This window comes from Sphingobium lactosutens DS20 (genome assembly GCF_000445105.1).
In the GTDB taxonomy this organism is placed as follows: Bacteria; Pseudomonadota; Alphaproteobacteria; order Sphingomonadales; family Sphingomonadaceae; genus Sphingobium; species Sphingobium lactosutens.
The window spans coordinates 104399-126066 of record NZ_ATDP01000106.1; the positions used below are offsets into that span (position 1 = coordinate 104399).

At 63.9% G+C, this 21668-nt stretch carries 24 protein-coding genes and 1 tRNA gene; 8 read left to right on the forward strand and 17 right to left on the reverse strand.

The window, feature by feature from the left end:
- Positions 1–297 precede the first annotated feature (297 nt).
- From RLDS_RS0128810 to RLDS_RS49400, 8 genes are all read right to left on the reverse strand, one after another.
- Entirely contained in the window at positions 298–1164 is an 867-nt protein-coding gene (locus tag RLDS_RS0128810) for a lytic transglycosylase domain-containing protein (protein WP_084514947.1), read from the reverse strand.
- Between the two features lie 3 nt (positions 1165–1167).
- Positions 1168–1500, reverse strand: coding sequence for a DUF736 domain-containing protein (locus RLDS_RS49370; protein ID WP_021227835.1), 333 nt, complete (start codon positions 1498–1500; stop codon positions 1168–1170).
- On the reverse strand, positions 1481–2059 hold the full coding sequence (locus RLDS_RS49375) for a S26 family signal peptidase (protein ID WP_021227836.1): 579 nt from the start codon (positions 2057–2059) through the stop codon (positions 1481–1483). Before RLDS_RS49375 ends, RLDS_RS49370 begins: the two co-directional genes overlap by 20 nt.
- Complete coding sequence (locus RLDS_RS49380) at positions 2056–2553, reverse strand: DUF2840 domain-containing protein (RefSeq protein ID WP_021227837.1); 498 nt, start codon at positions 2551–2553, stop codon at positions 2056–2058. Before RLDS_RS49380 ends, RLDS_RS49375 begins: the two co-directional genes overlap by 4 nt.
- Positions 2554–2797: 244 nt before the next feature.
- Positions 2798–3691, reverse strand: coding sequence for a replication initiator protein A (locus tag RLDS_RS49385; RefSeq protein WP_021227838.1), 894 nt, complete (start codon positions 3689–3691; stop codon positions 2798–2800).
- Positions 3692–3698: 7 nt separating this feature from the next.
- Complete coding sequence (locus RLDS_RS49390) at positions 3699–3965, reverse strand: helix-turn-helix transcriptional regulator (protein ID WP_021227839.1); 267 nt, start codon at positions 3963–3965, stop codon at positions 3699–3701.
- A gap of 118 nt (positions 3966–4083) precedes the next feature.
- Positions 4084–4863, reverse strand: a complete 780-nt coding sequence (locus tag RLDS_RS49395; protein WP_021227840.1) for a DUF2285 domain-containing protein — start codon at positions 4861–4863, stop codon at positions 4084–4086.
- A gap of 157 nt (positions 4864–5020) precedes the next feature.
- Positions 5021–5275, reverse strand: coding sequence for a DUF2285 domain-containing protein (locus RLDS_RS49400; RefSeq protein WP_021227841.1), 255 nt, complete (start codon positions 5273–5275; stop codon positions 5021–5023).
- A 272-nt stretch (positions 5276–5547) separates the two neighbouring features.
- Between RLDS_RS49400 and RLDS_RS49405 the strand changes: the two genes are divergently transcribed.
- Positions 5548–5766, forward strand: a complete 219-nt coding sequence (locus RLDS_RS49405) for a helix-turn-helix domain-containing protein (RefSeq protein ID WP_024020570.1) — start codon at positions 5548–5550, stop codon at positions 5764–5766.
- 185 nt (positions 5767–5951) lie between these two features.
- Here RLDS_RS49405 and RLDS_RS49410 read toward each other — a convergent pair whose 3' ends face one another.
- From RLDS_RS49410 to RLDS_RS49425, 5 genes are all read right to left on the reverse strand, one after another.
- A complete protein-coding gene (locus RLDS_RS49410) occupies positions 5952–6797 on the reverse strand; it encodes a DUF932 domain-containing protein (protein ID WP_021227843.1) in 846 nt (281 codons plus the stop codon).
- Between the two features lie 255 nt (positions 6798–7052).
- Positions 7053–7448 carry a DUF7662 domain-containing protein gene (locus tag RLDS_RS57475; protein WP_456242887.1) on the reverse strand — a complete coding sequence of 132 codons (396 nt, stop codon included), beginning with the start codon at positions 7446–7448 and terminating at the stop codon, positions 7053–7055.
- The gene (locus RLDS_RS56105; RefSeq protein ID WP_021227844.1) at positions 7337–7780 is read right to left on the reverse strand and encodes a hypothetical protein; all 444 of its coding nucleotides are present in this window, start codon (positions 7778–7780) and stop codon (positions 7337–7339) included. Before RLDS_RS56105 ends, RLDS_RS57475 begins: the two co-directional genes overlap by 112 nt.
- Before the next feature lie 152 nt (positions 7781–7932).
- Positions 7933–8232 (reverse strand): DUF736 domain-containing protein, encoded by a 300-nt coding sequence (locus RLDS_RS49420; protein ID WP_021227845.1) that lies wholly within the window; start codon positions 8230–8232, stop codon positions 7933–7935.
- Positions 8233–8606: 374 nt separating this feature from the next.
- Positions 8607–9251 carry a cation transporter gene (locus RLDS_RS49425; RefSeq protein ID WP_021227846.1) on the reverse strand — a complete coding sequence of 215 codons (645 nt, stop codon included), beginning with the start codon at positions 9249–9251 and terminating at the stop codon, positions 8607–8609.
- A gap of 68 nt (positions 9252–9319) precedes the next feature.
- Between RLDS_RS49425 and RLDS_RS49430 the strand changes: the two genes are divergently transcribed.
- The 3 genes from RLDS_RS49430 (at position 9320) to RLDS_RS49440 (ending at position 10416) form a co-directional block, all read left to right on the forward strand.
- Positions 9320–9730 carry a MerR family transcriptional regulator gene (locus tag RLDS_RS49430; protein WP_021227847.1) on the forward strand — a complete coding sequence of 137 codons (411 nt, stop codon included), beginning with the start codon at positions 9320–9322 and terminating at the stop codon, positions 9728–9730.
- 96 nt (positions 9731–9826) lie between these two features.
- Positions 9827–10105, forward strand: a complete 279-nt coding sequence (locus RLDS_RS49435) for a type II toxin-antitoxin system ParD family antitoxin (protein ID WP_021227848.1) — start codon at positions 9827–9829, stop codon at positions 10103–10105.
- A gap of 2 nt (positions 10106–10107) precedes the next feature.
- Positions 10108–10416 (forward strand): type II toxin-antitoxin system RelE/ParE family toxin, encoded by a 309-nt coding sequence (locus tag RLDS_RS49440; RefSeq protein ID WP_021227849.1) that lies wholly within the window; start codon positions 10108–10110, stop codon positions 10414–10416.
- Positions 10417–10523: 107 nt separating this feature from the next.
- Here the strand turns inward: RLDS_RS49440 and RLDS_RS49445 are convergent, their stop codons facing one another.
- A complete protein-coding gene (locus RLDS_RS49445) occupies positions 10524–12545 on the reverse strand; it encodes a ParB/RepB/Spo0J family partition protein (protein ID WP_021227850.1) in 2022 nt (673 codons plus the stop codon).
- A 503-nt stretch (positions 12546–13048) separates the two neighbouring features.
- Positions 13049–13123 (reverse strand) — tRNA-Gly (locus RLDS_RS49450).
- A 317-nt stretch (positions 13124–13440) separates the two neighbouring features.
- Here RLDS_RS49450 and paoA point away from each other — a divergent pair.
- From paoA to paoC, 3 genes are read left to right on the forward strand one after another with little or no spacing between them, the layout of a single operon-like run.
- Positions 13441–14073 (forward strand): aldehyde dehydrogenase iron-sulfur subunit PaoA, encoded by a 633-nt coding sequence (gene paoA / locus RLDS_RS49460; RefSeq protein WP_021227852.1) that lies wholly within the window; start codon positions 13441–13443, stop codon positions 14071–14073.
- Positions 14070–15026 (forward strand): FAD binding domain-containing protein, encoded by a 957-nt coding sequence (locus RLDS_RS49465; protein WP_021227853.1) that lies wholly within the window; start codon positions 14070–14072, stop codon positions 15024–15026. Before paoA ends, RLDS_RS49465 begins: the two co-directional genes overlap by 4 nt.
- Complete coding sequence (gene paoC, locus RLDS_RS49470) at positions 15023–17227, forward strand: aldehyde oxidoreductase molybdenum-binding subunit PaoC (protein ID WP_021227854.1); 2205 nt, start codon at positions 15023–15025, stop codon at positions 17225–17227. Before RLDS_RS49465 ends, paoC begins: the two co-directional genes overlap by 4 nt.
- 71 nt (positions 17228–17298) lie before the next feature.
- On the opposite strand, the gene RLDS_RS49475 is transcribed toward paoC, so the two are convergent.
- Positions 17299–17691 (reverse strand): acyl-CoA thioesterase, encoded by a 393-nt coding sequence (locus RLDS_RS49475; protein ID WP_021227855.1) that lies wholly within the window; start codon positions 17689–17691, stop codon positions 17299–17301.
- Positions 17691–19775 carry a S9 family peptidase gene (locus RLDS_RS49480; protein ID WP_021227856.1) on the reverse strand — a complete coding sequence of 695 codons (2085 nt, stop codon included), beginning with the start codon at positions 19773–19775 and terminating at the stop codon, positions 17691–17693. Before RLDS_RS49480 ends, RLDS_RS49475 begins: the two co-directional genes overlap by 1 nt.
- Before the next feature lie 110 nt (positions 19776–19885).
- On the opposite strand from RLDS_RS49480, the gene RLDS_RS49485 reads away from it, so the two are divergent.
- Positions 19886–21667: an aminopeptidase P family protein gene (locus tag RLDS_RS49485; RefSeq protein WP_021227857.1), complete on the forward strand. Its 1782-nt coding sequence runs from the start codon at positions 19886–19888 to the stop codon at positions 21665–21667.
- Position 21668 lies beyond the last annotated feature (1 nt).

The window sequence follows — 21668 nt, forward strand, 5'->3', positions numbered from 1 at the left end:
CGCTCCGCACAGTGCGAAAAACCACGGTGAGGACTGACGTTCGGCCAGCGCCGCACAGTGCGGGATTTCCGCACACATTGCGCAGCAATGCCCAAAAGCCTTGAGAATCAAGGCTACGACCGGGGCGCAGGGGCTTCGCACATTGCCGCCCTTTATCTTGCCCTCGACCTTTCCCCTGCAAAAGCAGACGCCTTCTCTCTTCCGGCGCTGCGAGACGCTGCGACGGGCAACGCCAGCGCGCGTGAATACCGTCACTGACGGCAAATACACGGCCGAAACGCTGAAGATTACGCGCGATCATCGTGCGATCTCGTCGGAAAGTGGGACGAACAAGCTGGCTTGGCGAAGCGCGACGGGCTCCGCGGCGAAGGCTGATGGAACGGCCGGTGCACCTTCCGAAGGTACAGTGGCAGCAATAGAAGACCCACCCGCGCGTGCCGGAAACAGCCCCGCGCGGCGCCAGGCAAAGGGATCGGGCGGTAGCGCGACTGCGAGCCGGGTGTCGTCCGAACCATCGGTGATCGACGCCAACTTCGCGATGTAGGCGCGCGTGGCCGCAGGCAGCGGACGACCGCGCGAAAGATATTCGTCGGTGCGGCCAGGGCCAGCATTGTAGGCGGCCAGCATGGCGGTCACGTTGCCATAGCGGTTGTACATCTCGCGCAGGTAAGCCGTGCCCGCCAGGATGTTGTCGCGCGCATCGAACGGGTCGGAACCGAGCCGATAACGTGCGCGTAGGCTGGCCCAGGTAGCGGGCATGATCTGCATCAGCCCCATCGCGCCGACCGGAGAGACGGCGCGAAAATCGCCGTTGCTCTCCGCGCGCATCACGGCCCATACCCAACGCTCGGGGATGCCGAACCGCTGCGCCGCCTCGGCAATGGGTGCAGCATAAGGGACACTCTCGGTGATCTCCCCAGCCGGAGCATTCTGCGCCAGCGCGGTGCCCGGCGAGGCCAACAGCATGATCACCAGACCAACGACCGACCCGACTCCGCTTCGCCGCCAGCCTGCCAATGTGCTCGCTCCGATAAAGGGTGCGCGCGGAGCGTCGGCCGAAGGCCGCCCTTGACCTTCGCTGCGCGCACCGGCCGGCCTGCGACCGAGCGGGACGGAGGGATGAGACGGCCTTTCCACGAACAAAGGGATGATCAGGTCAGGCACCGATCAGCTCCGGTCCTGGCTGGATCGCGGGTGGCGCCATGACAGCCGGAATGTCTGCGCGTCGGCGTCCGTGCGGAACAGCTTGGGCTTGAGCCAACGCGGAAAGAGCGGACTTTCGATCTCCAGCGCGATGTAGTCGCCAGCCCGTTCGCTGGTGCGCTTGCGGGCGAAACCGACGATCGGACCGTCCGGATCGTCGAGATGGATGCGGTAATCGGCCGGGTCCTCGGCGTCGCTCGGTTCGGCCGGAACGAGCATGATCGCTTCGTCTATCGCGAACAGCCGGATGCGGCCGGCATAGCCGTTATCGGTCGGCTCAAAGATGTTCACGGGCATGGTGGGTCTCCTTCGGGCTTGACAGGTGAAGGCGTGGCAGAGGGGTGCTGAGGTGCAGCGGCAGAGCGCGTCCGATGACGACTGACGCCGGCAGCGGGCCGAAATAGCGGCCGTCCAGACTGTCCGGGACCGCCGGATTGAGCAGCAGCAACTCGCCGGCTTGCAACGTGTGACAGCCTTGCCAGACCGGCAGCGGACGGCCTCGGCCATCCCGCGCTCGGGCGATGACAACGGGACGTTCGTCGATGCTCACGACGGCGCCGTGTCGGCAGATGCGCTGTCCGGCCTTGGCCGCGATGTGTTTGAGCAGCGGCAGTCCGGCGGGCAGATAGCCGCGCTGGGCAAGCCATCGCGCGAGTCTGGCGGGCGGCATCGCAGCGACCAGCGCGCCCGTGGGCGGATCGCGGTCGGGCTGGATCCGGTAGAGACCGATCGGCGCGCTGGCGCTGGCGTTCCAGACGAGACGCGGTTGCGGATGGACGACGGCGACAGCAACGAACGAGGCTGCGAAAGCCGACGCGGCGAGGGCCGTGGCCACAGCGTAGCGGCGGCGGGTCATCCTTCGATCTCCCGGCGCTTGAGCCACGCGGTATGGCGCTCGGTCGTGTAGAGCCGTGGCTGATGTCCGGCAGTGATGCGCTGGTGGACATGCCGCCAGTGATCGGGGGCAGCTTCGCACGGATCGACACCAGCGGCCTCCACGGCGTCGATCACGGCCAGCACTTGGCTCACCTTCGGCCAGCCTTCGATCTTGAGCAGGATATCGCCGCCCGGCCGCACGAAGGGCAGCGTCGTGTAGGGCTCGTTCGCCGCCACCGCGCGCACCACGTCGATACGCGAGACGATGGTGCCGAAGTCGTTGGACGCCCAGCGCACGAAGGCGAAAATCGCACCTGGCCGAAAGCCGACGACGCGCGTTCGGCGTGTCAGGATGCGATCCTCCGCGATGCGGCCGAAGCGTATCCAGTGCTCCAGCTTTTTCTCGACCCAGGTCAACTCGACATGGGTGAGGCCATCGCGGGCGAGCGCGCCGAAGGGCCGGTCGTCGGTCATTGGTTGTCTCCAGGGATGAGCGCGGCGCGATGGCGAACGGCAAGCCGCCGATCGGACTGCGCCGTGTCTTCCACAGCGGCGCACGCCGTTAGCAAGAATCCGAAGGATTCTTTTCTATTAGGATAGTTAGAGAGGGGCCGATTCCGCGCGGTTTTCTGCGGGTTTTCGGGGAAAAAGTGTTCCCGATAGTCCGTGTTTCGCGTTCCTGATCGTCCGACTCCGGGCGTTCCTGATAGTCCGTGTCTCATGGCCGGTTCTCCACAGGCTTGAGACCGACGCGGCGCATAGCGGCATCGAACGGATCGACCGGAATCGGTGTGAAATTCAGTCGGTCGCGGCCGAGTGCATGCTCAAGTGCGAGGACGTAACCGGGGAGTGGCTGGCGCGCGACGATAGCGCGAAGCTCGAACGCGAAGCGGCGGAGCGGCGAGAGCACGCCCGACTTGAGATGAAGGTGCGGGACATCGAAGCTCCAGCCACCGGTCTGCCGTCCGCCGTGCTTGCGCACGATCCGGTAGAGCCAGCGTTCAAGGCCGCCGGTCAGGTCGAAATAGGCGCGGTCGATGGTCAACACGAGCGCGCGATCGAGCACGCCGGCATAGAACCAGTCGGGCAGGATCAGTTCGATGCCCAGCGCACGGCCGTTGCCATCCGCCAGTTCGCGCCACTCGTTGATCCATGAGAAGCGATGGCGTCGGCGTTGGTGCTCCTGTCGGATCGATGTGGCGACGGTGGTGGATTGGAGCCGGTCGAGCGCTGCTTTCAGCCGCTCATAGCTGGCCTTACCCGTGCCGCGTCGGGTGAATGCCAGTATCTCGTGAGGCGTCGTCATCATCAGCCGCGAGGTTGGCCGCCCTGCATCCCGCGCGGAAACGAGCTGACTGGCGGCCCAGATGAGCACGTCGGCGTCCCAAATGGTCGCCATGCCATGCTCGGGCACGGCCTCGACTGAGATCCATGTCGCGCCCATGTGAAAGTCGATCGGCGCCTGCCGTCTGGTCTTGGCCAGGCTGAAGAAAGGCCAGGACATCAGGTCCTGAGCATCTCGCGCGGCAAGGTCGCCGGGGACGGAGCGGAACAGTTCGAGCTGCGTCCGCTCACCGCTGGTCCGGCTGGAATGGGGACGTGCAGCCTGCATCGGCCTGTCAGCGCCGGACGCAGTCGGTGGGCAGCCGCTTGGCGGGATGGACCACGCCGGTACCAGTGTCGGAGGTCGAGCGACGGGTGCCCAGTGCCGCCCAGGCTTCAAGGTCGTCGATCGCATAAACGATGCGGCCGCCGAGCTTGCGAAACACCGGGCCGGTGCCGAAGCAGCGGTGTTTTTCCAGCGTCCGGGCCGACAGGCCAAGGTGGATCGCCGCATCGGGCGTCTTGAGGTAGCGCGGCGTGGTAACGGCCACAGGTTCGGTCATGGTGATCCTCCTGATGATGGCCGGCACCCGGAAGGAAAGCCGGCGGTCAGGAGGCGATGATGGCGAAACGACTGCTGTCTAAAGAAGGGACATCGCCGATGGGTGTGAAAACGTCCCCTCAGCCGCCACGCAGCAGGCGGACGTAGCCGCCGTCGCGCAGGTCGACGGCTTCTGCGATCCACCGGCGGACGCGCTTGCGTTCCCTGCTTTCAACCCAGTCCGCGGCGCTATAGCGACGAACCTTCTGGTGTATCAGCGATGTGGCCAGCTCCCGCTGCGTGGCACCCGCCTGCAAGCCGTCGAGCACCTGCAGCAGCGTGAGCAGGTGCAACCGTCGAAAGGGTGGCGGCCGCAATGTCGGCGGTCCCGCCGTCACGCCGTTGAGGCGGCGGCAAAGCCGCTCGGCCGCAGCAAGACGCGCGAACGGATCGGCGTCAATCGGCAGCATCATTGCCAACGGGCCATCCAGCGCGCCCGCGATCCAGATGTGCTCGTCGCCATCGGAATCGGCGAGAATGACGTGCAGATATTTGCCGATCCGCATTCGCGCGCGAATTGCGCCGAGCTGCTTTTCGTCGATGATCTGTGTCGCGCCGAAGTCGGTCGGCGCCGGGGCCAGGACAATATTCGTCGGAGACAGGTCTGGTCGAGCGACCGCCAACTTCGGATCGAAGGCCGTCGCCGGTTCTGCGTGAAAGCTGATGCCCCAGCGGCGCACCAGTCTGGTAGTGGCGTCGTCAGCGGTGATGGTCCCGCGCTTCACACGCCGTAGCGCGCGGGAATAGTCGGCGCGGTAGGCCGGGTTGCGGCTGAGATAGCCGAGGGCGATGTCGGAATATGCGAGCGCATCGCTCCCGGCTTCGTCCGGGGGCGCGCGCCAGTCCCTCTCAGGCGGCATAGGCCCCTCCCAAGCATGGCCCTCTGCGGAGCGCGAAGAGAGATGTTCTCCGGACAGGCCATCGCGGGGAAGTTCCGCTGCGCGCTCCGACACATAGCGGAATTAAGACAGCGGCAGAGGAGAATTCCGGCGCGGTGCGTGTATTTGATGGATTGGATCAGGGCCGCAAATAGTGGCGATAACCACTCTCACACATCCAGCGAGCGCGAGCGAGGTGACTGTCATAGACGGCCTTCGCGCGATCCGGGTCGGCGGCCGGGTCTAGGCCGAAGATGATGCGAACCGCCTCCTGCCAGTCGGCCTTTTCCTCGGCTGCATCGAGCAACCGCCAATAGGTGTGATGGTGGCGTTCGTCGTAAGGCGTGACGTGGGGGGCGTCAGGGGCGTGATCGTCGAAGGCGGTTATTCCCATCGCTTACCTCTTTGCCTCGACCCCGATCCAGGCTTGTGCAGATTCACCAAACATACACCGTAATGGACCGAAGCAATCCTCCCGCATTCGCTATCGCAACATGATGATTTGCGGATAGCTCGGGTGCGCGTCTATCCATCGTCTGGGGCGTCTCGCCGGTGATACATGCAGACGGTCGTGGCGCGCGTACCTGTTGGACGCCAACATAGCGAAGGCCGTTTACATACTATAGTTGATAAACTCAAAGTATGTAAATCACGATCCTGCGGCGCATGGATATGCGCAAATTGGTTGGCCGAAATTTCGCGCGTTTGCGCCGAGACAGGGGGCTGACCCAGGAAGAGGTGGAAGCGCGGTCCGGCTTCAGTCAGCAATATCTCAGTAGCCTTGAGCGCGGCAAAAGGAATCCGACCGTAATCACTCTGTATGAACTGGCTCAGGCTCTTGGCGTGAGTCACGTCGAATTGGTGCAGCCCGACGATCAGGCCTGACCCTCATTTATCAAATCCTTGTGAGCCATTCAGAACATTAAAACGCGAGCCGGGCGAACGCCCGGCGAGCCCGTCCGCTTCGACCGGCGCGCGGGCCTTGGGCCGCGCGCCGGCAGCCGGTCAGGTCGGTAGCTTGCGCAGTCGGGGGAAGCCGTAGGGCCGGGACCGACCCTACGGCGTCGCGATCAGGCGGACTTGAGGCGCTGCATCCCCTCGGCCAGCGTCCAGAGCGCCCGGTTGAGGGTTACATTCTGGTCGATGCCGTTGATCGGCCGCGAGCGGCTGCGACGAATGCGCCCCTCGGCATTGCGCTTGCGGCCCTGCAAGCCGCCCCGAATGACATTCTCCTGGATGACGTTGAAGGTGGTCCAGAGGCTCCGGTCCATATCGTCGCGGCGGCGCGGCTCGATGATCTGTTCGGGCCGGATCGGGCTTTCGTCGTCGCCATAGCGCGCGACAAGGCTGACTTCGCCCAGCAGCCGCTGTTCGTCGCCGGAAAGCTGGATTTCCTTCATGCCCTCGCTGGCGTCGATCAGCCGGGGGAAGTCCTCCGCCACGGTGTATACGCCCTCGATGATGTCATGCTGGATATTGCCCTTGTGGTGCACGCGGACTTCCTCGAACCGTTCACCCGCGATCATGGAATTGGTGCAGACGAAGCGCAGCATCCCGGCGAACATCTGATAGGCGCTGGTGCCGTCATGGCTGTTGACGATGATGACCTCGGCGGCTTCGGGCTTGCCGATGCCGTCATCCCGGCGCAGGCGCAGCATGTGCTTGGCGTGGCCGTGGCGGCTGCCGTCGCGCGGGACCGACTGGACGGAGAAGAACGGGAACCATCCTTCCCGCCGCAGCCCCTCCACGATGTCGATGGTCGGGACATAGACATAGCGCTGCGAACGGCTGTCGTGCGCCTCGTTGGCGAAGATGGACGGGACGTGGCGATAGAGGGCCTCGTTGTCGAGCGGCTCGCGCCCGCTGATCTGATGGGCGTTGCGGCCAAACCGGGTGGCGAGATGGTGGATGCTCATGGGTCTTTCCTTCCATTTGGGTTTCCGCGCAGCGAGAAGCGCCGCGCTGAAACCCTGCCCGTCGGCGAGACTGGGGTAGCAACGGACAAGGGCGGCCGGGCCGGAGGGGGATCGCCCGGCCTGCACGCAATGAAATGGAGGAAGGCCGGGGACACCGGCCAGGACGGCGAAGCTTCCCTTGACCGGCGCGAGGGCAACGCCCTTAGCCGTCACGGCGCGGCGTCGGCCGCGCCCGCAAAGATCATCCCACCCTGGTCAGGGCGTGGGTCGTTTTCGGAAATAGACCGTCTCGGCTTTGGGTTCGGCGATTGCCTCGAACCCGGCATCGAGCCAGGCGCGGCGATGCGGCGCATGGGCGTCGGCGCGCCCGTTCGCACACCACCATTCGGGCTCGGCCGCGCCGCGCGGCAGCAGGCCTCCGATAATATCCTCGATATGCGCGAAGCGCAGTTCAACGCCTTCGGCATCGTTGCGCCGCCGCCAGCGTCTCAGGAAAGTGCCCAGCGCATCATATTTACCTATCCCGCCGTATCCGCCCCTCAGTGCATAACGGGCGGGACGGGTTGCGAGGGCATCACGCGGCCAGCAACATCGCCCGTGGTACGGGCAAAAGCGAGGCCCATCATGATTCGTGTCGAGCAGATGGCGCAATCGAGGGCCGAGGCCGCGCCTTCGGCGCAGTCGATACAGGCACGGCGCGGCTTCGATCCGTCGATCAAGCCAAGCAGCAGATACTCATCGCCCGACAGCACAGCGGCGTCGCCGACAGCGACCGGACGCCCGAGTGCGTCTTCGCACAGGTGCATCAGGCTATCGAACACGGGGACAAGCATCTCCCAATTATGGGACGCCAAGATCTTGTAGAGACAGGGCTGAGCAGCCTGACCTGTGTCACGTGCATTGCGCCAGCACCGTGCCGCCTCGACCAGCAATGAACGATGCGCGGCATCGTCGAAGCTTGGCGGCGGGAAGTGGCGGGTCATCGATCTGTCCTTTCTGCGCAATCCCCTCATGCCGCTTATTGCGATTCACTCGCAAGTGTTAGCTGGCGTTGGCGATGACCGCAAGACGAAAGCCGATCGATCCACCCGATGCCCGATGCGCCCCGCCCGAACAGGCGGGGCGCTGTTGGCCGTCAGCGCGACCAGATGAGGGCGTATTCGCCCGCGGTGTCGGTCTCCGATAGCGTGGCATAGACCGGTGACGGAAAGCTCGGATCGTCCAGCTTGACCGAAATGTAGTCGCGGCCTTCCCGGCTGGTCTTCTTCCAGGCGGCGCCGATGTCGAGATCGCCGGTGCTGACGCGGAAGTCGGGGGACTTCTCGCCGTCCTTGTCGACGGGGCGGAGAATTGCCTGGGTGTTGAGGGTGAGCGTCCTGATGGTGCCGCCCAGTTCGCCGTTGTCGTTGGCGGTGAAGGTGCCGATGGTAGCCATGTCGTAAGTCCTTTCGTGTTGCTCGGACCGCGCCCATCGCGGCCTCGATGGCGGTTCAAGGGACCGGAGCGATCGGCGGCGCATCCCAAAGGGACCGCAGCGAAGCGGAGGATGGCGGGAAGCGGCTTTTTTGCTTCGCGATGCAAAGCCGACAGGCGGCGGAAAAAAGGCTGCGCGCCCGCCATTGCGGCGTAGCCGATCGGGCGAAGCCGTCTCCGGCCAGACAGCCATGAGAGAGGCCGGGTGGGAGTGGTTCTGACGGCAGGGAACAGAGATTGCGGGCGTGCGGTCGGAACGCTACGCCACAGGTGCAGATGTTTCGGCGCCTGCCGAACAAAACGCTCTCCATACCGCACAAGGGCAAATTGAGCGCCTCAGGTGGCGGCGCGTGCCCTTCTTCCCGGAAGTCCCCGCAATTCGGACCGCGCTTGCCGGACGATCTGCCAACCGCCACTGACGCCGAGCCCGGCCAGGATCGCGGCAACGGCGATATCGGGCCAGGCGGTGTCGGTGCCGAACACGCCGAGCGCGGCGGCGACCACGGCCACATTGCCGATCGCATCGTTGCGCGAGCAGATCCATACCGACCTGCGGTTGGCGTCGCCGTCGCGGTGCCGCCACAGCATGATCGCGCAAGCAAGATTGGCGATGAACGCTAGCACGCCGATAATGCCCATCGTCTCAGCTCGGGGAAGCGTGCCGGCAAGCGCCATCCATGCGGTGCTGGCCAGAATCCACAGGCCGAGCAGGAGCAGCGAGGCGCCCTTGAGCCATGCGGCCCGCGCGCGCCATTGCAGCGCCATGCCGGCAACCCCCAGACTGATCGCATAGTTGGCGGCATCACCCAGGAAATCGAGCGCGTCGGCCTTGAGCGATGCCGAATGCGCCGCGACCCCGGCCACCATCTCGGCGCCAAACATACCGGCATTGATGACAAGCACGATCCATAGCACCCGCCGCCATGTCTTGTCCTTGTTCGGTGCGGTCGTTTCGCAACCGCCGCAGCATCCGCCTGCCATATCCGTCACCTCGATTCTTCCGATGCGACCGCCTATATGCACCCTGTAGCAACTACAGGGTCAAGGGCATGGCGCTAACGATCGGCGAACTGGGGAAGGCGACGGGCACCAAGGTCGAGACGATCCGCTATTATGAGCGGATCGGATTGCTTGCGAAGCCCAAACGGACTTCGGGCAATTACCGCTCCTATGGGGAGGCGGAGCTGGGCCGGCTCTCATTCATCCGCCGCGCGCGCGATCTTGGCTTCCCGCTCGACCAGGTGCGGGCGCTGCTGTCACTGTCGGATGATCGCACACGCGACTGTGCCACGGTCGATGCCTTGGCCGGAGACCATCTTGCCGATGTCGAGCGCAAGATCGCCGATCTCACTGCGCTGCGGAGCGAGTTGTCCGCATTACTCGACTCCTGCAAGGGCGGCACGGTCGGGGATTGTCGGATAATCGAGGCACTGGCTCCGGACCTGCCTGGCAGGAAATAGGACAGGCAATTCTGCTCCTGTTCGTGGTCGATTTATCCGACAAACTTGAACCAGTCGGCGAATAGGATTAAATCCTATTCTAAAGGAGCGAGTGTCATGCGGACGACTCAACAGTTCAGTGTCACGTTGCCGAACGAGATGGCGGCGCAGGTTCGCGCCAGGGTAGCATCAGGCGAGTATGCCAGCGAAAGCGAAGTAATCCGCGACGGGTTGCGCGCGCTTCAGGCGCGTGACCGGGCCGTCGATAGCTGGCTGCGCAACGAGGTAGCTCCCGCCTATGATGCCTATCGGGCCGATCCTTCGCGCGGTATCCCGCTCGAGGATGTACGGTCCGGTCTGGCCGAACGCCAGAAACGGGCGACCAAGCGCGGTTGAGCGTGGGGCATTCCATTGTCTTCACGCCGGAAGCGCGCGACCATCTCGATGCCATTTACGACTATATTGCTGACGCGGCATCCCCTGACATTGCGGGGCGCTTCACTGACGGTATTCTCGACCATATCGGCAAACTGACCGATTTCCCTCATCGCGGGACCATGCGAGACGATCTGAGACCGGGCCTGCGAACGCTGACCTGGCGGCGGCGTGTGACGATTGCCTTTGCTGTAGACGACACGACAGTCGCTATCGTCGGTATTTTCTATGGTGGGCGGGACTTCGAGACCATCCTGGCCGAAGGTGATTAGGATCGTGAGCCGGGCCGTGCCCAGCGAGCGCTGGCGCAAATTTTTGAGCCGTCCAAATAGACGGAAAGAAAAGCCGGGACCGCTCGCACGGCCCCGGCTTCAAGCCGCTATTCGGCGGCAACGGCGTAGAAGTCTTCGCCGTCCTCGCCTTGTGCTTCGGGAACCTCCGCGTCGGACGACTGCACCCCTTGCTGCTCCGATGTCCGCAGGGTCACAGGCAACCATCCGGTTCCGGCCAGAAGCTGCTCGGCGGACTGCGCCATGTCCTGCTTCTTCATGTCGGCGATCCGGCGGGCAGCATCCTCCGACACGCCTTCGGTCACGGCTTCAAGGATATGCGCCTTGGTAACACGGCCAAGATAGCTGTCCACGGTGGGCGTCCAGTCCTTCGCCATGTCGAGCGACAACGCGCTTGCCAGCCTGTCGGCGGTTTGCAGCGAGCGGGGCTTGCGATCCCACGGCAGACGCAGGGCATTGACGGTGCAAGACACGCAATGCGCCAGCAGCGCCATCCGGTCCTCATCGTCGAGAGCAACGACGAATGCCCACAGGTCCGCCACATCACGCGGCATCCGTTCTGCCCATGCGTCGTGCGCTGCGTTCGCCCTGGCTGCCAGCGGCGTATCCTCGATCCCGTCCGCATGACTGCCCAGCGGCGTCACCGTCGGACGGACTTCAAGGCAACCGGCCTCGGCATAGCTGTAGAACAGTTGCGAAGTCAGCGTGTGGGTGAGCGCGATCAGCGCCATGTCGGGCCGCTCGCCAAGCGCCACGCGAAGGGCCAGTGTCCGGTGCGCGGACAGGTCGCGCGTCAAGGCATCGGAAATCGGCTTGCCGACTTCCTCGTCCTCGATGTCCTGCACGTCCTCATCACCTTCCTCGGTCTGCTCATCCTCGACCGTTTCCGGGTCGATGGCTTCACTTTCGGGCTGCGGATCGGCCAGCGCCTCATCCTCGGCACGAACGAAACCGCGCTGGATCCTGACCGTACCGTCATGATTGAGCACCACGAATACGCCGCCATGCGCGATTACATTGGCATCATAGGCATGACGCTTGTCGGAAATCGCATCGATCTCGGCGTCCAGTGCCTCAACCTTTGCCGCCACGTCCTCGGGCATCTCGTCATAGGAGTCGAAACCCTCGACAAGCTGGTCATATTCGACCGATGCCGCTTCCAGCCGCTTCTCGTCTTCATCGGACAGGGCAACGGGTTCGGGATAGAAACGCCGCATGCCGTGGGCATGAGGATATTCGATATGTGCCTCAGCCCATTTCCAGCCCTCGGCCTGCACTTCGGCGGCAATTTCGCGCAGCTTCTCGATGGCAAGCATGTCGAGCAAACCTGCATCCTCGAAATAGCCGCCACCTTCATCGGCAAACAGGTCGCGGATGATGGTGCCGCCCGCTTCCTCATAGGCAGCTTCGCCCACGAAGATCGCGCGGCGATCATGACCGGGAACATTGGCGGCGGTCAGATCGCGCCGGATGATCCACGGCTCGCGGTTGTGATGCAGGTTCTCGAACACCTGTTCCTGCCGTTCATTGTCCTCGGTAATGGCAAAGGCCATCAACTGATCCAGCGTAAGCCCATCCTCACGGTAGACCTGCAGCAGCTTGGGCGACACTGCACCAAGGCGAAGCCGCTGCTTCACCACATGGGCGGACACGCCGAACCGCGCGCCGATCTCTTGAGCGCCCCAGCCCTTGGTTTCGGAAAGCTCGCGGAACCGCTCGAACTGGTCGGCAGGATGCATGGGGGTGCGGGTGACATTCTCGTCCAGACTGATCTCGGACGGGTCGTTCTCGGTATCGAGCCAGCAGCGCACCGGATCGGACTTCTTCATCTTCCTGCGCTTGACGCACAGCAGCATCGCCTGCCTGCGGCCTTCGCCAGCGGTGACGAAATAGGAGCCGGTCGGCGTTCCGTCTTCCGTCACTTCGGGTTCCACGACAAGGTTCTGGATCAGCCCCTTATGCGCAATGGATGCGGCCAGCGCTTCGATGGCGGTTTCGCCATGCGGCACCTTGCGCGCATTGCGCGGGGACTTCTTGAGCTTGTTCAAGGGCACGAAAATCTCGACGCCCGACACAGGGTCAGCAGCGGTGGTTTCGGTAACAGCGTTCATCACACTTCTCCTTCAACACACACTCACCCCGGAATGGGGTGGGCGGCGAAGGAGCGACCGGCAGGCCCGCCGGCAGAGCCGGGGCGCATCCGTAAGGACCGAAACGCAGGGAAGGTAAGCGCGGCTTGCCGCGCGTTGCGGCCCGGCGCGGCGGGCCTAAAGGGAAGCGTCGCCCACCCCATCGACGGGAGAGTCATAAACAGGCGCGATCGGGACAGGATAGCCCTGGCTCGATCTCGACACGGCGTCAGACGTCACACGGGGCGTTGCGGGGTGTCCCCGCTAGAAGGGGTCTGACGAGACTTCGGCTCGTCAGCAGGGGAAGGCATTCCCCGACAAGATTCGTGGCTTCAACATCAGGGGCCGCCGATGGCACGCCAGAGGCGTCCTGAAACACCCGCTCAGCATATTACGTCCTTATTACTTTCCCGGTCTCCGCAGAGCACGTAATATGGTTTTCCTGCCGGGGCAGGTTTATAATATGCTGATTTTCTTAGGAAATCTGGAGCGGGCGAAGGGATTCGAACCCTCGACCCCAACCTTGGCAAGGTTGTGCTCTACCCCTGAGCTACGCCCGCTCTGGCGGCCGGAGGCGGTGTTCCTCTCGGCGGGTGGCGGCGAACTAGCAGCGGTCTGCCATGGGGGCAAGGGGAGAATTGCAGAAAAATAAAATTATCCTTCAAGGCAGAAAATATGGATGATATGTCATCGCCTTATCTCCCTCGATCGGTGTCGCCCGAACAGGGCGAGGACAGTCCCGACGTCCGTTCAAGCCGGCTTTCCACCTGGCCCGAAACCGCTTATCATCATGCCACCAGCGAAACTTTTTCCTGCGGCGGATCATTTCCCGCCGCGCTTCGTAATCATCGATAGATTGAGAGGGGACGGACCAGCCATGACATCCGACCATGTTACCCGCCGCGGGCTTTTCCAGGGCGGCGCTGCGCTTGCGGCGACGGTTCCGCTCATGGCCCCGGCGCATGCCGCACCGTCCGCCCCCGCCAGCAAAGGAACCCCGATGACCGCTGTCGAACTCACCGTGAATGGCCGGGAGGTCCATCTGCAACTGGACCCGCGCACCACCCTGCTCGACGCGCTGCGCGAGCATCTCAAGCTCACCGGCACGAAAAAAGGGTGTGATCATGGCCAGTGCGGCGCCTGCACCGTGATCGTCGAAGGGCGGCGGATCAACAGCTGCCTGACGCTCGCGGTGATGCATGACGGCGACGCCGTCACCACGATCGAGGGGCTGGGCACACCCGAGGCGCTGCACCCCATGCAAAAGGCGTTTGTCGTCCATGACGGCTATCAGTGCGGCTATTGCACGCCGGGGCAGATTTGTTCGGCCGTTTCGGTGCTGGAGGAAATCAAGGCGGGCATTCCGAGCCATGTCACGGAAGACCTCGACAAGGTCGCGTTCAGCGAAGACGAGGTGCGCGAGCGGATGAGCGGCAATATCTGCCGCTGCGCCGCCTATTCCAACATCATCGCCGCGATCAGCGACGTCGTCGGGGAGGCCAAGGCATGAAGCCCTTTACCTATGAACGCGCGACGAGCGTGGAAGCGGCGGCGAAGGCGGCGGCATCGGTTCAGGGCGCGCGCTTCATTGCCGGCGGGACCAACCTGCTCGACCTCATGAAATTGCAGATCGAAACCCCGACCCATCTGATCGATGTCAATCGGCTGGGTCTGGACCGCATCGAAAAGACCGAGGAGGGCGGGCTGCGCATCGGCGCGCTGGTGCGCAACACCGATCTGGCGGCGGACAGGACGGTGCGGCGCGATTATGGCGTGCTCAGCCGCGCCCTGGTCGCGGGCGCGTCGGGCCAGTTGCGCAACAAGGCGACGACCGCGGGCAATCTGCTCCAGCGCACGCGCTGCCCCTATTTTTACGACATTCGCATGCCCTGCAACAAGCGCAAGCCGGGCAGCGGTTGCGGCGCGCTCAAGGGCATGAGCCGCAGCCTGGCGATATTGGGTGTGAGCGACGCCTGCATCGCGCAGCATCCCAGCGACATGGCCGTGGCGATGCGCCTGCTCGACGCGCAGGTCGATACCGTGTCGGCCGATGGCGCGAAGCGCGCCATCCCGATCGCCGACTTTCACCTGCTTCCCGGCGACACGCCGCATCAGGAAACGGTGCTTAAAGGCGGCGAAATCATCACGTCTGTGACCTTGCCCAAGCCGATCGCGGGCACTCACGTCTATCGCAAGGTGCGCGATCGTGCTTCCTACGCGTTCGCGCTGGTGTCGGTGGCGGCGATTTTCGGGAAGGACGGGAGCGCCCGTTTCGCGTTCGGCGGGATTGGCGCCAAGCCATGGCGCAACTCGCAGGCAGACGCCGCCGCGCCGCAGGGTGCAAAAGCGGTGGCCGACGCCACATTGGCCGGCGCACGGACGACAGAGCATAATGATTTCAAGAAGCCGCTGGTCGAACGGACGCTGGCGTCGCTTTACCGTCAGCAGGAGGCACGGGCATGAAGTTCGACACCCCCGCAGGGCCGAACCCGATCGACAAGGGTCGCGTCATCGGCATTCCGCATGACCGCATCGACGGCGCAGCCAAGGTGACGGGCACGGCAGTCTATGCCTATGAACGCCATGACGCCGCGCCCAATGCCGCTTATGGCTGGATTGTCGGGTCCGCGATCGCGAAGGGCCGGATAGCGGCGATGGACCTCACCGCGGCGGAGGCATCGCCCGGCGTTCTGGGCATCGTCACCCACGCCAATGCCGGCAAGCTGTCGAAAGGCAATATGAACACCGCGCATCTGCTGGGTGGGCCGCAGATCGAACATTATGAGCAGGCGCTGGCGCTGGTCGTTGCCGACACATTCGAAAATGCGCGCGCCGCCGCAGCCCTCGTCCGCATCGACTATGCGCCGGAAGACGGCAAATTCGACCTCGCGGCCGAGCGGCTGAACGGCGTCATTCCGCCGCAGGGCTTCGGCGGCCCGGCCGATACCAAGGCTGGCGATTTCGACGGCGCCTTTGCCAAGGCGTCGGTCAAGGTGGAACAGACGTACACGACTCCGGATCAGAGCCATGCGATGATGGAGCCGCATGCCAGCATTGCCGCCTGGAACGGCGACAAGCTGACGCTGTGGACATCGAACCAGATGATCGCCTGGAGCGTGGGCGACATAGCCAAGACATTGGGCATTCCCAAGGAGAATATCCGGTTCGTGTCGCCCTATATTGGCGGCGGTTTCGGCTCCAAGCTGTTCCTGCGCGCGGACGCCCTGCTCGCGGCGCTCGGCGCGCGGCAAGTCGGGCGCCCGGTCAAGGTCGCCATCGCCCGTCCGCAAATCCCCAACAACACCACCCACCGCCCGGCGACGATCCAGCGTATCCGCATCGGTGCGGACAAGGATGGCGTGATCGACGCGATCGCCCATGAAGTCTGGTCCGGCGACTTGCCGGGGGGCGGTGCGGAAACGGCGGCGCAGCAGACCCGGCTGCTCTATCGCGGTGAAAATCGCATGACGGCGCACCGGCTGGTGACGCTGAACCTGCCCGAAGGGAACGCCATGCGCGCGCCCGGCGAAGCGGTCGGGCTGCTCGCACTTGAAGTCGCCATGGACGAACTGGCGGAGGCCTGCGGCGTCGATCCGGTCGAACTGCGCATCCGCAACGATGTCCAATTTGATCCCGAAGCCGGCCCGCAACGGCCCTTCTCCAGCCGCAAGCTGGTGGAATGCCTGCGCGCCGGCGCGGATCGCTTTGGCTGGAACAAGCGCAACCCCAAGCCGGGACAGATGCGCGACGGCCGGTGGATGGTCGGCATGGGCATGGCATCGGCCTTCCGCAACAACCTGACGGAAAAGTCGGGCGCGCGCACAGGCGTCGACGGGATGGGCAAGGTCATTGTCGAAACCGACATGACCGACATCGGCACCGGCAGCTACACGATCATCGCTCAGACCGCCGCGGAGATGCTGGGCGTCGACCTCGATCAGGTAACGGTGCGCCTGGGCGACAGCCGCTTCCCGGTGTCAGCGGGGTCGGGTGGCCAGTGGGGCGCGAACAGCTCCACCGCCGGCGTCTATGCCGCGGCCATGGCGCTGCGCACGAAGCTTGCCGAAAAGGCGGGCTACCCGGCGGACCAGGCGCAGTTCGAAGACGGGCTGGTGCGAATGGGGAACCAGTCGCAGACCTTGGCATCCCTGGCTGGCGCACAAGGGCTGTGGGTCGAGGACAGCATGGAATATGGCGACCTCGACAAGAAATATGCGCAGGCGACGTTCGGCGCGCATTTCTGTGAGGTGGGGGTCGACATGGACACCGCCGAAGTCCGCATTCGCCGCATGGGCGGCGCCTTTGCCGCAGGGCGCATCCTCAACCCCAAATCCGCACGCAGCCAGGTGATTGGGGCGATGACCATGGGCGTCGGCGCTGCGCTGATGGAGGCGCTGGACGTCGACACCCGTTTCGGCTTTTTCGTCAACCACGACATGGCCGAATATCAGGTGCCCGTTCATGCCGACATCCCGCATCAGGACGTGCTGTTCGTCGATGAATTGGACGATAAGAGCTCGCCGATGAAGGCCAAGGGCGTGGGCGAGCTGGGCATTTGCGGTGCAGGCGCGGCAGTGGCCAACGCGATCTACAACGCCACCGGCATCCGCCTTCGCGACTATCCGCTGACGATCGACAAGCTGCTCAAGGCGCAGGCGGCCTGAGGCGCGGAAAATATCCATTCGTTTCGAGCGTGGTCGAAAGCCATATGGTTCTCGATCACGCTCGGGCGACCTCACACGAAGTTCGCCGCCACCTCTGCCGGAACGCGTAAGATTCTGCCGGACGCCTTGTCGATGATCGCCCAGGTGGATTTGGCCGCGACCTTCACTTTCCCGTCAGGTCCTGTAAATTCGATCATCCGGTCGAACCGCGCCCCGCGCGGTCCTTCGGGGATCCAGGTGCGGGCCGTCACCTGCTCCCCTTCCTTCACATTGCCGCGATAGTCGACTTCATGCCTAGTCACGACCCAGATATAGGCTTCGACATGGGCGGGATCCGCATCCTGTCGCCAATGCTCCACCGACACCTGTTCCATCCACTGAACCCACACGGCGTTGTTCACATGGCCGAGCTCGTCGATATGCTCGGGCAACGCTATGATCTGCTTGGTGAAGGAGGATGCCATCAGCCCTCCCCCCCCAACTGCCACAGGATGAAGGCGAATTCCTCCGCCGTTTCGTGCAGGCTTTCGAACCGACCGGACTTGCCGCCATGGCCCGCGCCCATATTGGTCTTGAGCAGCAGGATATTGTCGTCCGTCTTGGTCGCGCGCAGCCGCGCCACCCATTTCGCCGGCTCCCAATAGGTGACGCGCGGATCGTTCAGCCCGGCCGTTACCATCAGCGGGGGATAATCCTGCGCTTTCACATTGCCATAGGGATCATAGGACTGGATGGTGCGGAACGCCGCCGCGTCCTCGATCGGATTGCCCCATTCCGGCCATTCGCCCGGCGTCAGCGGCAGGCTGGCGTCCAGCATCGTGTTGAGCACGTCAACGAACGGGACATGAGCAACGACCGCGCTCCACAGGTCGGGATCGGAATTGATGACCGCGCCCATCAGTTCGCCGCCGGCCGATCCGCCCGAAATGCTCACGCGTCCCTTGGCGGCATAGCCGCGTTCGATCAGACCCTTTGCAACGTCGACAAAGTCCGTGAAGGTGTTGGTGCGCTTGTCCAGTTTGCCGTCCAGATACCATTGCTGGCCAAGGTCATCGCCGCCGCGGATATGCGCGATCGCAAAGGCGAAACCCCGGTCGAGCAGCGACAGGCGGCTGGTCGAAAAGCCCGGCTCCATCGCCATGCCATAGGCGCCATAGCCATAAAGGTGCAGCGGCGCGCTGCCATCCTTGGGAAAATCCGCGGGATAGACGATCGAGACCGGGATGTCCGTCCCGTCGCGCGCCGGGATCATCAGTCGTTCGGTCGCATAGCGACTGGCGTCATAGCCGGACGGTATGTCCTGGACCTTCAACACCTCCAGGTCGCCGCTATCGAGATGATAGTCGTAGATCGTGTCGGGCGTGACCATCGATTCATAGCCGATGCGTAGCTTCGTCACGTCATATTCGGGATTGTCGTCCAGGCTCGCCGAATAGCTGGCTTCCGGGAAGGGGATGCGTTTGGCCTCATGCGTCGCATAGTCGCGCAGCTCGATCTGGTCGAGCCCGTCCTGCCGCCCTTCGGTCACGTAGAAATGCTTGAACAGGGTGAAGTCGGTCAGGTAAAAATGCGCGTCCGGGCCAATCACTTCCTGCCATTCGCCCGGCGCCTCCAGCGTCGCCTTCATCAGACGAAAATTAGGGTGGTTGTCGTTGGTGCGAATATAGAGCGTGCCCTCATGTTCATCCACGTCATATTCGCGGCCGGGCTGTCGCGCCGACACCAATAAAGGCGCGGCCGTGGGATCATTGGCCGGCAGCAGCCACGCCTCGCTGGTCACATGGTCGCCCGTCGCAATGACGATATAGTTTTCCGATGATGTCAGGCCGATGGATACGCGAAAGCCCTCGTCATCCTCGTGAAACAGCTCGACATCGCTCGCCACGTCCTGCCCAAGCCAATGCAGCCTGGCATTGTCCGTGCGCCAGTTGTCATTGGCAAGACCATAGAGCAGCCCCTTGCTGTCCGAGGTCCAGACCAGGGATGACAAGGTGCCGGGGATGACTTCCGGCAATAGCGCGCCGGTTTCCAGGTCCTTGATCCGTGCTTCGAACCGTTCCGATCCGTTGGTGTCGATCGCATAGGCAAGGTAGCGGCCATCCGGGCTGACCGACAGCGCGCCCAGACGGAAATAGTCGTGTCCTTCCGCCAGTGCCGGTTCGTCCAATATCAGCTGGTCAGGTCCGCCCGCGACGGGACGACGATACCATTTGCGATATTGGGCGCCGATTTCGAAGGCGCGCCAATAGACATAATCGCCATCCTTTTGCGGGACGGACTGGTCATCTTCCTTGATGCGGCCCTTCATCTCCTGAAACAAGCGGTCGACCAGCGGCTTGTGCGGCGCCATGGCGGCTTCGAACCAGGCGTTTTCCGCCTCCAGATAGGCAAGCACATCCTTGTCGGCAACGTCAGGATAGCCGGGATCGCGCAGCCAGGCATAGGGATCGTCCACGGTGATGCCATGATGGGTCACGCTATGATCCCGGCGCGGGGCGATCGGCGGGGAAAGTTTTGGGGACGGGGCAGGCTGCATAGGGTCGGTCATTAATTATCCATGTTCCAGACGGGGGCCGCGCTGGTATATGGCGGCGTGCCTCTCTATGTTGTCGACATTGTCGCCGGCGCAAGAGGCCGGAATGATCCAAGGAATGACCAATGTCCAGTTATGAAGATCGCCTCAAAGCCCTGCGCGCCCAGCTGGTGCGCCAGAAGCTGGACGGCTTCGTGGTGCCGCTGACCGACGAGCATATGAGCGAATATGTCGGCGCCTATGCCCAGCGGCTCGCCTGGCTGACGGGGTTTCAGGGGTCGGCGGGCAGCGCCGTGGTGCTGCCGCAGGAAGCCGCGATTTTCGTCGACGGCCGCTACACGCTGCAGGTGCGCGAACAGGTGGACGGGGCGCATTGGCAATATGAAAGCGTGCCGCAGACCTCGATCGCGCAGTGGCTGAAGGATCATGCCGGACAGGGCGCGCGGATCGGCTATGACCCCTGGCTGCACACGCGCAGCTGGGTTCGCCAGGCGACAGAGGCACTGGCCGAACAGGGCGCGGAACTGGTTGCGGTGGACACGAACCCGATCGACGCCGTCTGGCCCGATCGCCCGCTGCCCAGCGATGCGCGCCTGGTCGTTCATGATGATCGGTTCGCGGGGCGGAGCGCGGCGGAAAAGCGCGCCGCGATGGCTGATTGGCTGACGTCGAAAAAGGCGGACGCCGCGATTCTGTCGGCGCTTGATTCGATCGCCTGGACCTTCAACATCCGGGGCAAGGACGTGGATCGCACGCCCGTCGCTCTGGCCTATGCCATCGTCCATGCCGACGCCACGGCCGACCTTTTCGTCGCGCCGGAGAAAATGGATGATGCCGTCGCCCAGCATTTGGGCAATGGCGTGCGCATTCATGATCGCGCCGCCTTTGCCGATGCGTTGGCGGACTTGCGGGGCAAGAGCGTCGTCGCGGACCCCGAACGCGCCGTCGCCGCCATCTTCGAGGCGCTGGAGCAGGGCGGAGCCAAGGTGCTGGCGCTGCGCGATCCGGCGGTTCTGCCCAAGGCGATCAAGAACGACACCGAAATTGCCGGGCACAAGGCCGCCCAGGCGCGCGACGGCGCGGCGCTCAGCCGGTTTCTCCACTGGCTGTCGGTCGACGCCCCTAAGGGCGGCCTTACCGAATTGTCCGCCGCCGACCGGCTGGAGGCCTTCCGCAAGGACACCGGCCTGCTGGAGGACCTGTCCTTCGACACGATCAGCGGCGCCGGCCCCAATGGCGCGGTGGTCCATTATCGGGTCGAGGAAAAGACCAACCGCCCGATCGAAACCGGCACGCTCTATCTGGTGGATTCAGGCGGCCAATATCGCGATGGCACCACTGACGTTACGCGCACCATCGCGGTGGGCGAGCCGACAGCGGACATGCAGCGCCATTTCGCGCTGGTGCTCAAAGGCCATATTGCGCTTGCTCGCGCCATTTTCCCCAGGGGCACGCGCGGCGGTCAGCTCGACATATTGGCGCGGCAATATCTGTGGGCCGAAGGGCTGGATTACGCCCATGGCACCGGTCATGGGGTGGGCAGTTTCCTGGCGGTGCATGAAGGGCCGCAGCGTATCGCCACATTTGGCGGCGGCGATGAGCCCTTGGTGCCCGGCATGATCCTTTCCAATGAGCCGGGATATTACAAGACTGGCGAATATGGGATCCGCATCGAAAATCTCGTCCTGGTGGAGGAGCGTGCCATTTCGGGCGCGGAGAAGGAGATGCTGGGCTTTGAAACGCTGACCTTCGCGCCGATCGACCGCGCCTTGATCGCGGTCGACATGCTGAGCGCTGACGAGCGCGCATGGGTCGACGCCTATCACGCCAAGGTGCTGGATGTGGTCGGCCCGCAACTGGATGGCGACGCGCTTGCCTGGCTCAAGGGCGCCTGCGCGGCGCTGTAAC

Coding starts and splice junctions, on each gene's coding strand:
- paoC (WP_021227854.1), top strand. CDS start 15,023: ATGAAGTTCGACACCCCCGCAGGGCCGAACCCGATCGACAAGGGTCGC.
- RLDS_RS49370 (WP_021227835.1), bottom strand. CDS start 1,500: ATGCCCGTGAACATCTTTGAGCCGACCGATAACGGCTATGCCGGCCGC.
- RLDS_RS49420 (WP_021227845.1), bottom strand. CDS start 8,232: ATGGCTACCATCGGCACCTTCACCGCCAACGACAACGGCGAACTGGGC.
- RLDS_RS49380 (WP_021227837.1), bottom strand. CDS start 2,553: ATGACCGACGACCGGCCCTTCGGCGCGCTCGCCCGCGATGGCCTCACC.
- RLDS_RS56105 (WP_021227844.1), bottom strand. CDS start 7,780: ATGACCCGCCACTTCCCGCCGCCAAGCTTCGACGATGCCGCGCATCGT.
- RLDS_RS49475 (WP_021227855.1), bottom strand. CDS start 17,691: ATGGCATCCTCCTTCACCAAGCAGATCATAGCGTTGCCCGAGCATATC.
- RLDS_RS49465 (WP_021227853.1), top strand. CDS start 14,070: ATGAAGCCCTTTACCTATGAACGCGCGACGAGCGTGGAAGCGGCGGCG.
- RLDS_RS49480 (WP_021227856.1), bottom strand. CDS start 19,775: ATGACCGACCCTATGCAGCCTGCCCCGTCCCCAAAACTTTCCCCGCCG.
- RLDS_RS49400 (WP_021227841.1), bottom strand. CDS start 5,275: ATGGGAATAACCGCCTTCGACGATCACGCCCCTGACGCCCCCCACGTC.
- RLDS_RS49445 (WP_021227850.1), bottom strand. CDS start 12,545: ATGAACGCTGTTACCGAAACCACCGCTGCTGACCCTGTGTCGGGCGTC.
- RLDS_RS49435 (WP_021227848.1), top strand. CDS start 9,827: ATGCGGACGACTCAACAGTTCAGTGTCACGTTGCCGAACGAGATGGCG.
- RLDS_RS49390 (WP_021227839.1), bottom strand. CDS start 3,965: ATGACCGAACCTGTGGCCGTTACCACGCCGCGCTACCTCAAGACGCCC.
- RLDS_RS49385 (WP_021227838.1), bottom strand. CDS start 3,691: ATGCAGGCTGCACGTCCCCATTCCAGCCGGACCAGCGGTGAGCGGACG.
- RLDS_RS49410 (WP_021227843.1), bottom strand. CDS start 6,797: ATGAGCATCCACCATCTCGCCACCCGGTTTGGCCGCAACGCCCATCAG.
- RLDS_RS49405 (WP_024020570.1), top strand. CDS start 5,548: ATGGATATGCGCAAATTGGTTGGCCGAAATTTCGCGCGTTTGCGCCGA.
- RLDS_RS49375 (WP_021227836.1), bottom strand. CDS start 2,059: ATGACCCGCCGCCGCTACGCTGTGGCCACGGCCCTCGCCGCGTCGGCT.
- RLDS_RS49395 (WP_021227840.1), bottom strand. CDS start 4,863: ATGCCGCCTGAGAGGGACTGGCGCGCGCCCCCGGACGAAGCCGGGAGC.
- RLDS_RS49430 (WP_021227847.1), top strand. CDS start 9,320: ATGGCGCTAACGATCGGCGAACTGGGGAAGGCGACGGGCACCAAGGTC.
- paoA (WP_021227852.1), top strand. CDS start 13,441: ATGACATCCGACCATGTTACCCGCCGCGGGCTTTTCCAGGGCGGCGCT.
- RLDS_RS49425 (WP_021227846.1), bottom strand. CDS start 9,251: ATGGCAGGCGGATGCTGCGGCGGTTGCGAAACGACCGCACCGAACAAG.
- RLDS_RS49485 (WP_021227857.1), top strand. CDS start 19,886: ATGTCCAGTTATGAAGATCGCCTCAAAGCCCTGCGCGCCCAGCTGGTG.